Raw genomic sequence first — 14,745 nt, forward strand, 5'->3', positions numbered from 1 at the left:
CCGCGCGGGCCGGATCTGCTGCTTGCATGAGCCGCGCTCGATCGCGGTCATGGCGGCGCGCGTTCATCACAGGTGTCGGTGTCATGGATCTCACGGGTTTTCTGGCGCAGTTGCTCAACGGCCTGGCCGAAGCGTCGTCGCTGTTTCTGGTCGCGGCGGGTCTGTCGCTGATCTTCGGCGTAACGCGCATCGTCAACTTCGCCCACGGGTCGCTCTATATGCTGGGCGTCTATGTGGCGTATTCGGTGGTCGAGCGGGTGGGGGGTACCGCGCTCGGCTTCTGGTTCGGCCTGATGGCGTCGGCGCTGGCCGTGGGCGCGATCGGCGCGGCCATCGAGGTGGTGCTGCTGCGGCGCATCTACAAGGCGCCCGAGCTGTTCCAGCTGCTCGCCACCTTCGCCCTGGTGCTGGTGATCAACGACGCGGCGCTCTGGATCTGGGGCGCCGAAGACCTGTTGGGCCGGCGTGCCCCGGGCCTCACGGGCGCCATCAGCCTGTTCGGCCGGCAATACCCCGTCTATAACCTCGTGCTGATCGTGATCGGGCCGGTGGTGCTGGGGCTGCTCTGGCTCATGCTCACTCGCACGCGCTGGGGCACGCTGGTGCGTGCCGCCACGCAAGACCGCGAGATGCTCGGCGCGCTGGGCGTGAACCAGGCCTGGCTCTTCACCGGCGTGTTCGCGCTCGGCGCGATGCTGGCGGGCCTCGGCGGCGCGCTGCAATTGCCACGCGAACCGGCCAGTCTGGGGCTCGATCTGCGCGTCATCGGCGATGCCTTCGTCATCGTGGTGGTGGGCGGCATGGGCTCGATACCGGGAGCCTATGTCGCGGCGCTGATCGTGGCCGAGATCAAGGCCTTGTGCATTTTCATCGGCACGGTGTCGATCTTCGGCATCACCATTTCGTTCTCCAAGCTCACGCTGGTGGTCGAGTTCCTCTTCATGGCGCTGGTGCTGGTGTTCCGGCCGTGGGGCCTGTTCGGACGGCCGCAGGGCGCGAGCCGCAACTCCGCGCCGGTCGAGGCGCCGCTGCGGCCCGCGGGCCGCGGTCTGCGCGGCTGGGCCGTGGCGCTGCTGATCGCGCTGGCGGTATTGCCGCTGCTGGACCACGTGCTGCCCTATGCCGTGGTGCTTACGCAAGACATCCTGATCGCCGTGCTGTTTGCCGTGAGCCTGCATTTCCTGATGGGGCCGGGCGGCATGCATTCCTTCGGGCACGCGGCGTATTTCGGGCTGGGCGCCTATGGCGCGGCGCTGCTGCTGAAGGCCGCGTCCCTGCCCATGGAGGCCGCGCTGCTGTTCGCGCCGCTCGCCGCCGGGCTGGGGGCGCTGGTGTTCGGCTGGTTCTGCGTGCGGCTCTCCGGCGTGTATCTGGCCATGCTCACGCTCGCGTTTTCGCAGATCGTGTGGTCGGTCGTGTTCCAGTGGGACGACTTCACCGGTGGCTCGAACGGCATCATCGGCGTCTGGCCGGCCGAATGGCTGTCGGGCAACGCGTTCTATTACGCGGCGCTGGTGCTGGTGGCGCTGGCGGTCGTGGCGATCCGGCGCGTGCTGTTTTCTCCATTCGGCTATGCCTTGCGTGCCGGCCGCGACTCGGCCCTGCGCGCGGATGCGATCGGTATCGACGTCAAGCGCGTGCAATGGATGGCCTTCGTGATGTCGGGGCTCTTCGCCGGGCTGGCCGGGGCGCTGTTCGTGTTCTCGAAGGGCAGCATTTCGCCGGATGCGATGGCGGTGAGCAAGTCCGTCGATGGTCTGGTGATGGTGCTGCTCGGCGGCATCCAGACCCTGGTCGGTCCGATCGTGGGCGCGGCGACCTTCAATCTGCTGCAAGACTACGTGATGCGCGCCACCGAATACTGGCGTGCGCTCTTTGGCGGCGTAATCCTGCTGCTGGTGCTGGTGTTCCCGCAAGGCATCGCGGGCTTCTGCCGCCAGGTGGCGCAGGCGTGGGACGCGCGCCGTGCCCCGCGCGGCGATTCGGGCAAGGGCAAGGGCGGCGCGTTCGTCGGTGGTCCGCGGGAGAAGCAGGCATGAGTCTTTTGCAAGTCAGAAACCTGAGCAAGGCCTTCGGCGGCGTCAAGGCCGTGGACGACATCAGCTTCGATCTGGCCGCCGGCGAGCTGCTGGCACTGATCGGGCCGAACGGCGCCGGCAAGTCGACCACCTTCAATATGGTGGGCGGCCAATTGCCCGCCACCGCCGGTTCGGTGCGCCTGGGCGGCCATGAGCTCGTGGGCATGAAGCCGCGCGACATCTGGCGGCTGGGCGTGGGCCGCACCTTCCAGATCGCGGCCACGTTCGCCTCGTTGACGGTGGTCGAGAATGTGCAGATGGCGTTGCTGTCGCATCATCGCCGCGTGTTTTCGATCGGCAGCAGCGCCGGGCGGCAGTATCGCGACGAGGCGCTCGACCTGCTGGCGCAGGTGGGCATGCGCGACCAGGCCGAGCGGCCGTGCAGCGAGCTGGCCTACGGCGACGTCAAACGCGTCGAGCTGGCGATGGGTCTGGCCAACGATCCCAAGCTGCTGCTGATGGACGAGCCCACGGCCGGCATGGCGCCGAAGGAGCGCAACGAACTGATGGCGCTGACCAAGCAGCTGGTGGTCGATCGCGGCATGGCCGTGCTCTTCACCGAACACAGCATGGATGTGGTGTTCGCCTATGCCGATCGCATGATCGTACTGGCGCGCGGCCGGCTGATCGCCGAGGGCGGGGCCCAGGAGATCCGCAATCATCCCAAGGTGCAGGAAGTGTATTTCGGCACCGGCAAGACCTTCGAGAAAACCGCCGCAGGAGCCGCCGCATGAGTGCCGTCGCCGAATCCCCGCAAGCCGTGTCCGCGCCCGTGGCAGGGGCGGTCGCCACCGCGGCGGTCGATACCGCGGCTGTCGCCACCGCGGCCGAACCGCTGCTGTCCGTGCGTGGTCTGAACGCGTGGTACGGCGCCGCCCACATCCTGTTCGACGTCGATCTCGACGTGCGCCGTGGCGAGGTCGTCGCGCTCATGGGCCGCAACGGGGCGGGCAAGTCCACCTCGTTCAAGGCCATCATGGGCCTGCTGGCGCGCCGGCGCGGCGAGGTCACGTTCATGGGCCGCGACATCGCCGGCCTGCAGCCTTACGAAATCGCGCGGCTCGGGCTGGGCTTCGTGCCCGAAGACCGCCGCATCTTCACCGACCTGAGCGTGACCGAAAACCTCGAGGTCGGGCGGCAACCGCCGCGCACCTGGCCCGACGGCTCGCCCGCGCGGCACTGGCAGCCCGAGGCGCTTTACACGCTGTTCCCGAACCTGGGCGCGATGCAGGACCGGCCGGGCGGGCAGATGAGCGGGGGCGAGCAGCAGATGCTGACCGTCGCGCGCACGCTGATGGGCAATCCGTTCCTGGTGCTGCTCGACGAGCCGTCCGAGGGGGTGGCGCCGGTGATCGTGGAGCAGATGGCGCAGATGATTCTGGAGCTCAAGGCGCAGGGCGCGAGCATTCTGCTGTCCGAGCAGAACGTGCACTTCGCCGAGCTCGTGTCCGACCGCGTCTATGTGCTCGAGAAAGGCCAGATCCGGTACACCGGCTCCATGGCCGAGCTCGCCGACAACGAACAGGTCCGGCGCGCCTACCTCACGGTCTGAGGTTACGATGGTCCGTAGGCGCGCCGGCGCGGAGCAGGCGCGCATTCCCTACGGAGACCGACCATGGAAACCCTCTCGTTGCATCGCGGCCGTCTGATCGACCACATCCAGCTCGTGGTGCGAGATCTGGCGGCCAGCCGAGCCTTCTACGAAGCCGTGTTTCAGGCGCTCGAGGTGCCCTGGGGCGGCGAGGGCGACGACTATTTCTGGGTCGACGAGCTATTCGTCTCCAGCGCCGACAGTCAGGCCGCCTGCGGCCAGCTCACCGGCCGCCATCATCTGGCCTTTCAGGCGCGTGACGAAGCCATGGTGCAGGCCTTTCACCAGGCGGCGCTTGCCGCCGGCGGCAAAGACAACGGCGCGCCCGGCGAGCGGCCCTACCACCCGGGCTACTACGGCGCCTTCGTGCTCGATCCCGACGGCAACAATATCGAAGCCGTGTTTCACGGGCCCGCGCGCCGCAGCGCCGCGTCCGTCGAGGTGACGTTCGACGCCTGAGCCGCCGCGCCGTCGTGCGTGGCGCGCAGCCGCCGGCTGGTGGCGGCCACGTCTTCCCAGGCCGGCTGATCGGGCGCGTGGCGCGCACGCAGATAGGCCACCAGATCGGCCACCTGCGCATCATCGAGGCTGTCGCGAAAGCCCGGCATCGTGCCCAGCGCCGCATCGGCCGGCTCGGCGATGCCGTTCAGAATCACCTGCACCAGATTGTCCGGCCGTGCGCTGTGCAGATTGGTATTGAGCGTGAGCGAGGGGCGGGCGCCGAACAGGGCGGGCGCATCGCGGGTCTCGTGGCAGGCCGCGCAGGCGCCCTGATACAGACGTTCGCCGTTCTCCGGAAACATGCGCGCGTCGGCGGCGCTCGCCTGCTCGAGGCGCGCGATCCGCTGCGCGGCATCGGGCAAGGCCGCCGCCTCGGCGGGTGCCTGCAGCGAGGCCAGGTACACCGAGATCGCCCGCACGTCGCTGTCGGGCAGGGCCGACAGGCCATGGATCACCGGCGCCATCGGGCCCGCGGCGACGCCATGCTCGGCCGAGGCGCCCGTGCGCAGATAGGCATACAGCGATTGTTCGTTCCAGGGCACCGGCGCCCGTGACAAGGCATTGAGCGCGGGCGCCTCCCAGCCTTCGGCGACGCCACCCGAGAGGTAGGCCGCGCCGGTGCGTTCGGCGCCGAGCGCGTTGCGCGGCGTGTGGCAGGCGCCGCAATGGCCCGCGCCCTGCACCAGGTAGGCGCCCCGATTCCATTGCAGGGTCTGGGTCGGATCGGGCTGATACACGCCCGCGTCGTGATACAGGGCGTTCCAGCCCGCCACCAGCGGACGCAGGTTGTACGGAAACGCCAGTTCGGTGGGCGGCGGGACGTGCGCCACCGGCGGCTGCGACATCAGATAGGCGTAGAGCGCCTGCATGTCGCCGTCGGTGAGGCGCGCGAACGCGGTGTAGGGAAAGGCCGGATAAAGCTGGCGGCCGTCGCGGTGCACCCCCTGGCGCATGGCCCGCTCGAACGCCGCATACGACCAGGCGCCGATGCCGGTCTCGCGGTCGGGCGTGATGTTGGTGGTGTAGATCGTGCCGAACGGCGTATCGAGGGCCAGCCCGCCCGTGTTGGGCTGACCGCCCGGGGCGGTGTGGCACACGATGCAGTCGCCGGCGGCGGCAACCAGCCGGCCGCGCTCGATGGCGGCCGACGAATAGAGCGAGAGGTCGGGGGCGTCGACCGGCGCGATGGCGGCCTTCCAGGGCCACGCCATCGCCACCAGGCCGCATGCTGCCGCGGCGATGCCGCCCAGCCAGGCCGTGGTGGCGCGGCGCGCCGAACGCGATGCGTGGGGCGCCGCGAGCTGGGCGCGTGCGGCCGGCCCGTTGAAGGGCGGTTCACGCAGCCGCACGCCGGTGGCGGCATACACCGCATTGGCCACCGCGGCGGCGGCGGGCAGGGCGGCCGCGTCGGACCACTGCAGGTCGCGCGGCGGCGCCAGCGTGCCGGCGCCGCCGACCAGATCGATGCGCGGCGCGGCCAGCGCGTGCGCCTTCGGGTCGACGGATGCCAACGGGCTCGCGCCCTCGGGCTGGTCGAATCCCGCGGGCGCGCGCAGTAGCCGCTGCGTCTGGTCGTGGATGTCGGTGGTGATGCGGTCGGCGGCGACGGCCGGGACGTGCAGCGTGTCGGTGTCGTGGCCCACAACGACGCGCGTGAGGGCCACGGCGCCGTCGCTGGGATCGACGGTCACGTCGGCGACCCAGGCCGCCCAGTTGCGCGTGGGCGGTTCGGTACTGTCGTCGATGACGCTGGCATAGGCGAAGCCACGGCCCTGCCGCGGACCGGCTGCCCACGCACGCGGCTGGCCGCCTTGCCATCCGGCGCGTTCGGCCACGCTGCGGATCAGCGCGGCGCCGCGCGGGTCGTCGAGCTGTGCCAGCCGCCAGGCCACCGGGTCGGCACGAGACGCGTCCGCCGCTTCATCCTGCAGCGACTCCTGCGCGAACACCTGCGCGGCCCGCAAGGCGCCGCGGGCATCGGCAAGACTGCCGAGCGACACCGGCCCGGTGAGCGGCGCGACGCCGCCGCCGCGGTAGGGCGGCGCGTCGCCGGGCGGCGCGCCCGCGATATCGTGGGCGAGCAGGCGCGCCAGCGAGGGCCGCGGCGTCGCCGCGCCGTCGGTGTGCAGAATCAGCGGGCCCGGCGCGTCGCCCGCGCCGCGCTCGAGCCGTGCGCTCACGCCGACGGCGCTCGCGTGCGGCAGCCACAGGTCCGCGCCGTCCACGCGCACCGGCTGTTGCGCATGCAACGACAGCAGGGCGGCCACGGCGGCGGCGTCGAGCGCCACGCTGTCGTTGGCACCGGGATCCTGGCGGACGCCATTGGGGAGCAGGCGCAGGCGGGTGGCGGGCAGGTCGAGCAGGGCCGTCAGCTCGGTGCGCAAGCGGTCGGCCGGGCAGGAGGACCACACCGTCAGGCCCTCGGGGCCGGGGCACGCGATGGCCCAGCAGGCGGCGTGGTCCGCGCCGGCCAGCGGCCAGCGGTAGTGCGCTTCGGCAAGCGGCGCCGGCCCCTCGCGGACGTCGTCCTCGGCTCGCGCTCGCTGCGGCGCGGCGCCGGGCGTGCGCCACGGCACCGCGAGCCGCGCGGCCGCCGCGCGCGCGTGGTTGGGCCGCGTGGCGATCACGGCCACCAGATTGTGATGCTGTATGAGCCGGGGCATGCCCGGCAGGCCTCGCAGCGCACTGGCATCGGGGTCGCCCGCACGCGGTCCGGTGTAGCGTCTGGCGTCCCAGGTGGGGTGGGGCGGCAGCAGCAGCACGCCGTGCGCGAGCGCGGGTCCGTCGGGCGGCGCGAGGTCCGTCGTGGACGTGAGGCGCAGGCTCATGCGGACGTCCTCGCCGCGGCATCCTCGGCCCAGTAGCGCACCGCCAGATGCGCCGCCTGCAGGATCTCGAGATGCGTGCCGCAGCGGCAGAGGTTGTGGCGCAGCTCGCGGCGGATGTCGGCGTCGGTGGGCGCCGGGTTGCGCAGCAGCAGCGCATGGATGGTCAGGATCATGCCGTTCATGCAATAGCCGCACTGCGCGGCCTGGGCATCGATGAATGCGCGCTGCACTGGGCCGGGCGCGTCCGGCGTGCCGAGTCCTTCGAGCGTCGTCACGTGATGGTGGCGTACCGCGGCCACCGGCACCACGCAGCTGCGCGCCGCCACGCCGTCGATCAGCACGGTACAGGCGCCGCACTCGCCGAGGCCGCAGCCGAACTTGGGCCCGTTCAGGCACAGGTCGTTGCGCAGCACGTACAGCAGCGGCGTGTCGGGCGTCGCCTCCGTCGTGCAGGCGGAGGCGTTGATGGCGAGATCCAGGGCGGGGGTGGGATCGGTCACGGCGTGGAAGACGGGCTGCTCGGGTGGCGGGCGCGCCGGACACGGGCGCCGCCGGAAATTATCCGGGCTGCCGGGCGCGCGGCCACAGGGGTTAGCCCTGGGTCGGGTGCGCGCCCGGCGGCGCGGAGCCTCATGCCGCGGCGCGCTTGCCTTCGGACAGCGGCACCTCGAACACGTCGTAGCCGAAGCACCAATCGGGATTCTCGTTGGTGCGCAGCCAGGTGTTGTTGTGCGAGACGAGCTGCACCCGGCTGGCGCGGGCCGCGCGATTGTCTTCGTAGAGCCGGAACGCGGCCGCGTGGTCGTCCAGGCCAGTCTGCTCGAAGATCCGCGTCAGCATGGCGGCATCCTCGATCGCCATCGCCGCGCCTTGCGCCATATGCGGCTTCATGGGGTGGCAGGCATCGCCCAGCAGGACGATGCGGCCGCGGCTCCAGAGCGGGAGCGGATCGCGTTCGAGCAGCGGCCACTTGGACACTTCGGGGGTGGCCTCGATCAGCGCCTGCACCGTGGGATGCCAGCCGGCGAAAGCCTCGCGCATCTCGGCCTTGCTGCTGGGCACCCAGCTCTTGCTCATGTCCCACTGGTCTTCGGGCACGCCGGTGACGTAGTAGATCTCGTCGCGCTTGCTCGTGACGAAATACACCATCATGTGGCGGTCGTCGGACCACCATTTCACGCACATGTCGAAGGGCAGGGTGCCGCTGTCGATGGGCGTGGGAAAGACCGCGCGATGCGCGACATAACCGGTGTACTTCGGCAACTCCGCGCCGAGCAGATGTTCGCGCAGCCGCGAGTTGACGCCGTCGGCGCCGATCACGATGTCGGCCTCGTCGGTGCTGCCGTCGGCGAAGCTCAGGCGCACGCAATCGCCGGTGTCCTCGACCTGCGTGAGGCGTTTGCCGAAGTGGAGCACGCCCGGCGGCAGGGCCGCGGTCATGAGGGCATGGAAGTCGCCCCGGTGCACGGTGAGATAGGTGGCGCCATAGTGCGAGACAGCGTAGTCGCCGAGCGGAATGCGGGCGAGTTCTTCGCCGGTCTGCCAGTCGCGGCTGTACCAGGCGTCGGGGTGCGAACCCTGGCGGTTGAGCTCGTCTTCGATGCCGATACGCCGCATGATCTTCATGACGTTCGGCCCGAGGTGGATGCCCGCGCCCAGGCGCGAGAAGCCCGGGGCCTGTTCGTAGAGGCGGACATTGAAACCGGCGCGCGCCATGAGCGCCGCGCCCGCGGTGCCGCCGAGCCCGGCGCCGACGATAGCGATTCTGGGTTTGCCTTGCACGTTGATTCTCCTGGATGGGGCGGTTCCGCGGTGGATCGCGCTCATGGGAGAAAAAGTGTACACGCTCAAATATTGGCGGTAAACAAGCTTTGTTGGCGCACTGCAATATGCCCCGTAAGCGTGCACGCGATGCACGAATAAAGTGCTAGATATCCAGGGTTTACCCTAGATGAGTGAGCGTTTGGCGCCGCGTCTTTCGCGGGCCTTGCGTGGTCCGGCTCAAGCTGCAAGAATAGAGCGTATACATTGAATAAGCGGCGGTCTCTCGTATGCCGCCCGACCCGTTCCTGTTGTGTGCCCTCGAGGAGCAATGGCCTTGAACCGACCCTACCGCATCGGCCAGATCGTGCCGAGTTCCAACACCACCATGGAGACCGAGATTCCGGCGATGCTCAACGCGCGCCTGCAGATCCGGCCCGAACGCTTCACCTTCCATTCGAGCCGCATGCGCATGAAGAAGGTCGTCAAGGAAGAGCTGGCGGCCATGGACGCCGAGTCCGACCGCTGCGCCGTCGAGCTGAGCGATGCGCGCGTGGACGTGCTCGGTTATGCCTGCCTCGTCGCCATCATGGCCATGGGCCACGGGTATCACCGCGTCTCCGAAAAGCGGCTGCAGGCCCACACCGCCGCCAATGGCGCCGATGCGCCGGTCATCACGAGCGCCGGCGCGCTGGTCGATGCGCTCAAGGTGATGGGCGCGCGCCGCGTGGCCGTGGTCGCGCCCTACATGAAGCCGCTCACGGAACTGGTGGTGGACTACATCCGCAACGAGGGCTACGAGGTGGTGGACCACCGCGCGCTCGAAATTCCCGACAATCTCGAGGTGGGGCGCCATGACCCGGCCCGGCTGCCCGCGATCGTGGCGCAGATGAACGTGGCCGACGCCGATGTGATCGTGCTGTCGGCCTGCGTGCAGATGCCGTCGCTGGCGGCCATCGCGCAGGTCGAGGCCATGACGGGCAAGCCCGTGATCACGGCCGCGGCCGCGACCACCTACGCCATCCTTAAATCGCTGCGGCTCGACCCGGTGGTGCCGGGCGCCGGCGCGCTGCTGTCCGGCGCCTACTGAGGAGCGAGCGATGAGCACCTTCCTGCATGGCGGTAACGTGCACGCCAACGGCATCCGGCAGCATTACCTGCGTTATGGCGGAGACCACGCCACAGGCGACCCCGTCATCATCGTGCCGGGCATCACCAGCCCGGCCATCACCTGGGGCTTCGTGGCGGAGCGCTTCGGCAAGGTGTTCGACACCTATGTGCTGGACGTGCGCGGCCGCGGGCTGTCGCAGGCCGGCGCCGAACTGGACTACGGACTCGACGCGCAGGCGGCCGACTTGATCGCGTTCGCCCGGGCCCTGGGGCTCGAGCGCTACAGCGTCGTGGGCCATTCGATGGGCGCGCGCATCGGTATCCGGGCCGCGCGCGGCCAGCCGGCGGGTCTGGCGCGCCTCGTCATGGTGGATCCCCCGGTGTCGGGGCCGGGCCGGCGCGCGTATCCGGCGAAGCTGCCCTGGTACGTGGATTCGATGGCGGCGGCACGCCGCGGCATGTCGGCCGACGAGATGCTGGCCTACTGCCCGAGCTGGACGCTCGAGCAGCGGCAGTTGCGCGCCGAGTGGCTGCACACCTGCGACGAACGCGCCATTCTGCAGAGCTTCGACGAGTTCCACAGCACCGATGTCCACGCCGATCTGCCCCAGGTGCGGGTGCCGCGCCTGCTGATGACGGCCGAGCGCGGCGACGTCGTGCTCGATGACGACGTGGCCGAGATCCAGCGGCTGGCGCCGGGCACGCTGCACACCCGCGTGCCGGCGGCCGGCCACATGATCCCGTGGGATAACGAGTCCGGCTTTTATGCTGCCTTTGGCGACTTTCTGGGTGCGCGCCTGCCCGCCTGAACGAGGAGAACCACAATGCCGGTAAGCGATTTCGAAATGGTCCGCGCGTGGCAGGAAGTGCTGCGCCTGTCGCGCCTGGAGGCCGGGCAGACGGTGACCATCCTCACCAGCGCCGCGACGCATCCGCAGACGCTGTCCACGGCCCTGATCGCCACGCAGTCGATGGGCGCGATCGTGAACCGCCTCGACCTGCCGCCCGTCAACGGCGAGAAGGCGCTCTCGCGCGATGCCCTGGCCTACCTGGGCACGACGCCGCTCACGGGCAACAAGGCCGCGATCGCCGCGCTCAAGGAAAGCGATCTGGTGCTCGACCTGATGACGCTGCTGTTCTCGCCCGAGCAGCACGACATTCTGCAGACCGGTACCAAGATCCTGCTGGCCGTGGAACCGCCCGAGGTGCTGGCGCGGCTGGTGCCCACCGAGGCCGACCGCGAACGCGTCAAGGCGGCCGCCGCCCGCATCACCGCCGCGCGCGAGATGCACGTGACCTCGCCGGGCGGCACCGATCTGCGTTGCCCGATGGGCGAGTTTCCGGCCATCAGCGAATATGGCTTCGTCGACGAGCCGGGCCGCTGGGATCACTGGCCCAGTGGCTTTGCGCTGACGTGGCCCAACGAAGGCGGGGCGCGCGGCACCATCGTGATCGACGCGGGCGACATCCTCTTGCCGCAGAAGCGCTACGTGTCGCAACCCATCGTGCTGACGGTCGAGAACGGCTATGCCACCCGGATCGAGGGCGGCGTCGATGCCGAGCTGCTCAGCGAGTATGTGGCGTCGTTCAAGGATCCCGAGGCATATGCGATCTCGCATATCGGCTGGGGCCTGCAGCCGCGCGCGCACTGGACCACGCTCGGCCTGTACGACCGCGAGGCCACGATCGGCATGGATGCCCGGGCGTTCGAGGGCAATTTTCTGTTTTCGCTGGGGCCCAACAACGAGGCGGGCGGCGACCGCACCACCGCCTGCCATATCGACATCCCGCTGCGCCGTTGCACCGTGCGGCTCGACGGCACGGAAGTGGTGCGCGACGGCAAAGTCCTGGATTGATCTATTCTGACAACTCGCCGGCGCAGACCGGCTTTCGGGGAAAATCATGAACCAACCCGCCAGCGACATCGAGTCGTATGCCCGCCAGGGCTTTGGCAGCGATCTCCCGCTCGTGGCGCCGTTCGGGCTGCTGATCGTGGACTTCGTCAACGGCTTCGCCGATCCGGCGCAGTTCGGGGGCGGCAACATTCCGCAGGCCATCGCGCGCACCGAGGGTCTGCTGGCGCATGCGCGGCAGTCCGGATGGGCGGTGGCGCACAGCCGCATCGTGTATGCCGACGACGACGCCGACGGCAACATCTTCAGTCTCAAGGTGCCCGGCATGCTGACGCTCAAGGAGCATAGTCCGGCCAGTGCGATCGTGCCGCAGCTCGCGCCCCGTCATGGAGAGTATGTGGTGCGCAAGAGCACGCCCTCGGCGTTCTACGGCACCATGCTCGCGGCCTGGCTGGCGCAGCGCGGCGTGGCGACGCTGCTGGTGGCCGGTTGCACCACCAGCGGCTGCGTGCGCGCCAGCGTGGTCGACGCGATGTCGGCGGGCTTCCGGCCGCTGGTGGTGAGCGATTGCGTGGGAGATCGCGCGATCGGCCCGCACGACGCCAATCTCTTCGACATGCGGCAGAAGTATGCCGCCGTCATGCCGCTGGCCGAGGCGCTGGCGGCCGTGGCGCGCTGAGCGGGCGCGACCATGGACCGACCCGCGCCACCGCTGCCGACGCCGACGCGCGATCGCGACGCGGCGGCGCAGCAGGGCGCGCTGCCCGCGCCGCGCGCCCTGCATGCGGCATTGCTGCGCGCCCCGGATGCGCTGCTGGTGCTGCGCGATCCCGCGCCCGGCGTCCGGCCGGCGCCGGGCCAGCCCGGCGCGGCTTCCGATTACGTTCCGACGCTTCCCGATATCTTCGTGGCGATCCGCGCCGATGGCCGTGTCCTGGCCTTCAATGGGCACGTCGACCTCGGCACCGGCATTCGGACCGCGCTGGCCCAGCTGGTGGCCGAAGAGCTGGACGTGGCGTTCGAACGTGTCGAAATGGTGCTCGGCCACACCGATGCCGCGCCCAACCAGGGGCCGACCATTGCGAGCGCCAGCATTCAGATTTCCGCGGTGCCCTTGCGGCGTGCCGCGGCCCAGGCTCGCGCCTGGCTGGTCGCCCGCGCGGCCGAACGCCTGGGCGTGGCGGCGGCCACGCTGCGCGTCGATGACGGCGTCCTGCGCGGGCCCGACGGCGTCACCACCGATTATTGGCAGGTGCTGGCGGGCGGCGGCGCGCATCTGCGCGTGGCCGCGCCCGACATCGAGGTGCCGCTCAAGCCCGCGCACGAACACCGCGTCGTGGGCCGCGCCGTGGCGCGGGTCGACATTCCGGCCAAGGCGACCGGCGTGCTCAGCTTCGTCCACGACGTGCGCCTGCCGGGCATGCGCCATGGCCGCGTGATCCGGCCGCCCTATGCCGGACGCGATGCGGGCGCCTTCGTGGGCAAGAGCCTGCTGCAGGTCGACGAAGCCTCCGTGCGGCATCTGCCCGGCCACGTGCAGGTGGTGGTGCAGGGCGACTTCGTCGGCGTGGTGGCCGATCGCGAAGAGCAGGCCATGCGCGCCGCCCGGACGCTGCGGGTGCAATGGGCGCCGGTGCCACCCGCGCCGGCGCTGGACGATCTGGCGGCGGCGCTGCGGGCCATTCCGGCCGTGCACCGGCCGCTGCGCAGCGAAGGCGATGTCGATGCCGCGCTGAATGCCGCGGCCACGGACCCGGCTCGCACGCTGGCAGCGGATTACGTCTGGCCGTACCAGATGCATGCCTCGATCGGGCCGTCGTGCGCGGTGGCGCGCTGGGACGAAGACCGGCTGACCGTCTGGTCCGGCACGCAGAATCCCCACATGCTGCGCATCGACCTGGACCGCCTGCTCGGGATCGGCGAGGACCGGATCGAGATCGTGCGGCTCGAGGCCGCCGGCTGCTACGGCCGTAATTGCGCCGACGACGTGGGCGCCGACGCGGCGCTGCTGGCCCGGGCCGTGGGCGCACCGGTGCGCGTGCAACTATCGCGCGAGCAGGAGCATGCGTGGGAGCCGAAGGGCGCCGCCCAGCTGATGCAGGTGCGCGGCGCGATCGACGCCGAAGGCCGCCTGGCGGCCTGCGATTTCGACACCCGCTACCCCTCCAACGACGCGCCGCTGCTCGCCCTGCTGCTGACCGGCAGGGTCGACGCGGGGCCGCGCACGCTGGAGATGGGCGATCGCACCGCCGTACCGCCGTACCGGTACCCGGCGCTGCGGGTGGGATGCCATGATGTGCCGGCGATCGTGCGTTCTGCCTGGTTGCGGGGCGTGTCGGCCCTGCCGAATTCGTTCGCCCATGATTGCTTCATCGACGAGCTGGCCGAGCGGGCGCAGGCCGATCCGGTGCAATACCGCCTCGACCATCTCGACGACAGCCGCGCGCGCGAGCTGCTGGCCGCGGTGGCGGCGCACGCCGGGTGGCGCGGCGAGGCCGGATCGCGCGGCTCGGCACAGGCCGATGGCCGCCTGCGCGGACGCGGCGTGGCCTATGCGCGCTACGTGCACAGCCGTTTTCCGGGCTTCGGCGCCGCGTGGTCGGCGTGGGTGGTGGACCTGGCGGTCGACCCGGTGCGGGGGCGGGTGCGCGTCGAGCGCGTGGTGGTGGGGCAGGACACCGGCATGATGGTCAACCCCGACGGCGTGCGGCATCAGATCCATGGCAATGTGCTGCAGACCCTCAGCCGCGTGCTCAAGGAGCGTGTGCAGTTCGACGAGCAGGGCGTGCGCAGCCGCGAGTGGGGCGCGTATCCGATCCTGGACTTCAGCGAGGTGCCGCCGATCGAGGTGGTGCTGATGCCGCGTCAGGACGAGCCGCCCATGGGCGGCGGGGAGTCGGCGTCGGTGCCCGGCGCGGCCGCCGTCGCCAATGCCCTGTTCGACGCCACCGGGCTGCGCTGGCGCGCGCCGCCGTTCACGCCGGACGTGCTGCGCGCCGGCCTGGGGCGTTAAGGGCAGGGCG

At 70.4% G+C, this 14,745-nt stretch carries 12 protein-coding genes; 9 read left to right on the forward strand and 3 right to left on the reverse strand.

The annotated features are described in order from the left end of the window. Window positions 1-83: 83 nt before the first annotated feature. The 4 genes from CEK29_RS11920 to CEK29_RS11935 all read left to right on the forward strand — a co-directional run bounded on the left by CEK29_RS11920 (window position 84) and on the right by CEK29_RS11935 (window position 4,128). Window positions 84-2,039: an ABC transporter permease gene (locus CEK29_RS11920; RefSeq protein ID WP_094800100.1), complete on the forward strand. Its 1,956-nt coding sequence runs from the start codon at window positions 84-86 to the stop codon at window positions 2,037-2,039. After that, window positions 2,036-2,812 (forward strand): ABC transporter ATP-binding protein, encoded by a 777-nt coding sequence (locus CEK29_RS11925; RefSeq protein WP_094800099.1) that lies wholly within the window; start codon window positions 2,036-2,038, stop codon window positions 2,810-2,812. The genes CEK29_RS11920 and CEK29_RS11925 overlap by 4 nt, the downstream gene beginning before the upstream one ends. After that, the gene (locus CEK29_RS11930; protein WP_094800098.1) at window positions 2,809-3,630 is read left to right on the forward strand and encodes an ABC transporter ATP-binding protein; all 822 of its coding nucleotides are present in this window, start codon (window positions 2,809-2,811) and stop codon (window positions 3,628-3,630) included. The genes CEK29_RS11925 and CEK29_RS11930 overlap by 4 nt, the downstream gene beginning before the upstream one ends. A gap of 63 nt (window positions 3,631-3,693) precedes the next feature. Beyond that, the gene (locus CEK29_RS11935) at window positions 3,694-4,128 is read left to right on the forward strand and encodes a VOC family protein (protein WP_094800097.1); all 435 of its coding nucleotides are present in this window, start codon (window positions 3,694-3,696) and stop codon (window positions 4,126-4,128) included. On the opposite strand, the gene CEK29_RS11940 is transcribed toward CEK29_RS11935, so the two are convergent. From CEK29_RS11940 to CEK29_RS11950, 3 genes are all read right to left on the reverse strand, one after another. Next, window positions 4,074-6,998: a cytochrome c gene (locus tag CEK29_RS11940; protein WP_094858220.1), complete on the reverse strand. Its 2,925-nt coding sequence runs from the start codon at window positions 6,996-6,998 to the stop codon at window positions 4,074-4,076. The two genes, CEK29_RS11935 and CEK29_RS11940, sit on opposite strands and share 55 nt — an antisense overlap. Then, window positions 6,995-7,498: a (2Fe-2S)-binding protein gene (locus tag CEK29_RS11945; protein WP_094800095.1), complete on the reverse strand. Its 504-nt coding sequence runs from the start codon at window positions 7,496-7,498 to the stop codon at window positions 6,995-6,997. Before CEK29_RS11945 ends, CEK29_RS11940 begins: the two co-directional genes overlap by 4 nt. 130 nt (window positions 7,499-7,628) lie before the next feature. Then, on the reverse strand, window positions 7,629-8,780 hold the full coding sequence (locus CEK29_RS11950) for an FAD-dependent monooxygenase (RefSeq protein ID WP_094800094.1): 1,152 nt from the start codon (window positions 8,778-8,780) through the stop codon (window positions 7,629-7,631). Between the two features lie 316 nt (window positions 8,781-9,096). On the opposite strand from CEK29_RS11950, the gene CEK29_RS11955 reads away from it, so the two are divergent. The 5 genes from CEK29_RS11955 to CEK29_RS11975 are packed head-to-tail and all read left to right on the forward strand — an operon-like array spanning window position 9,097 to window position 14,735. Further along, entirely contained in the window at window positions 9,097-9,849 is a 753-nt protein-coding gene (locus CEK29_RS11955; protein WP_094800278.1) for a maleate cis-trans isomerase family protein, read from the forward strand. Between the two features lie 10 nt (window positions 9,850-9,859). After that, a complete protein-coding gene (locus CEK29_RS11960) occupies window positions 9,860-10,678 on the forward strand; it encodes an alpha/beta fold hydrolase (RefSeq protein ID WP_094858221.1) in 819 nt (272 codons plus the stop codon). A 15-nt stretch (window positions 10,679-10,693) separates the two neighbouring features. Further along, complete coding sequence (locus CEK29_RS11965; protein WP_094858222.1) at window positions 10,694-11,725, forward strand: 2,5-dihydroxypyridine 5,6-dioxygenase; 1,032 nt, start codon at window positions 10,694-10,696, stop codon at window positions 11,723-11,725. 46 nt (window positions 11,726-11,771) lie between these two features. Further along, complete coding sequence (locus tag CEK29_RS11970) at window positions 11,772-12,401, forward strand: isochorismatase family protein (RefSeq protein WP_094858223.1); 630 nt, start codon at window positions 11,772-11,774, stop codon at window positions 12,399-12,401. 12 nt (window positions 12,402-12,413) lie between these two features. Next, entirely contained in the window at window positions 12,414-14,735 is a 2,322-nt protein-coding gene (locus CEK29_RS11975) for a xanthine dehydrogenase family protein molybdopterin-binding subunit (RefSeq protein ID WP_094858224.1), read from the forward strand. Window positions 14,736-14,745: the final 10 nt, after the last annotated feature.

Source organism: Bordetella genomosp. 5, assembly GCF_002261475.1.
GTDB lineage: Bacteria > Pseudomonadota > Gammaproteobacteria > Burkholderiales > Burkholderiaceae_B > Bordetella.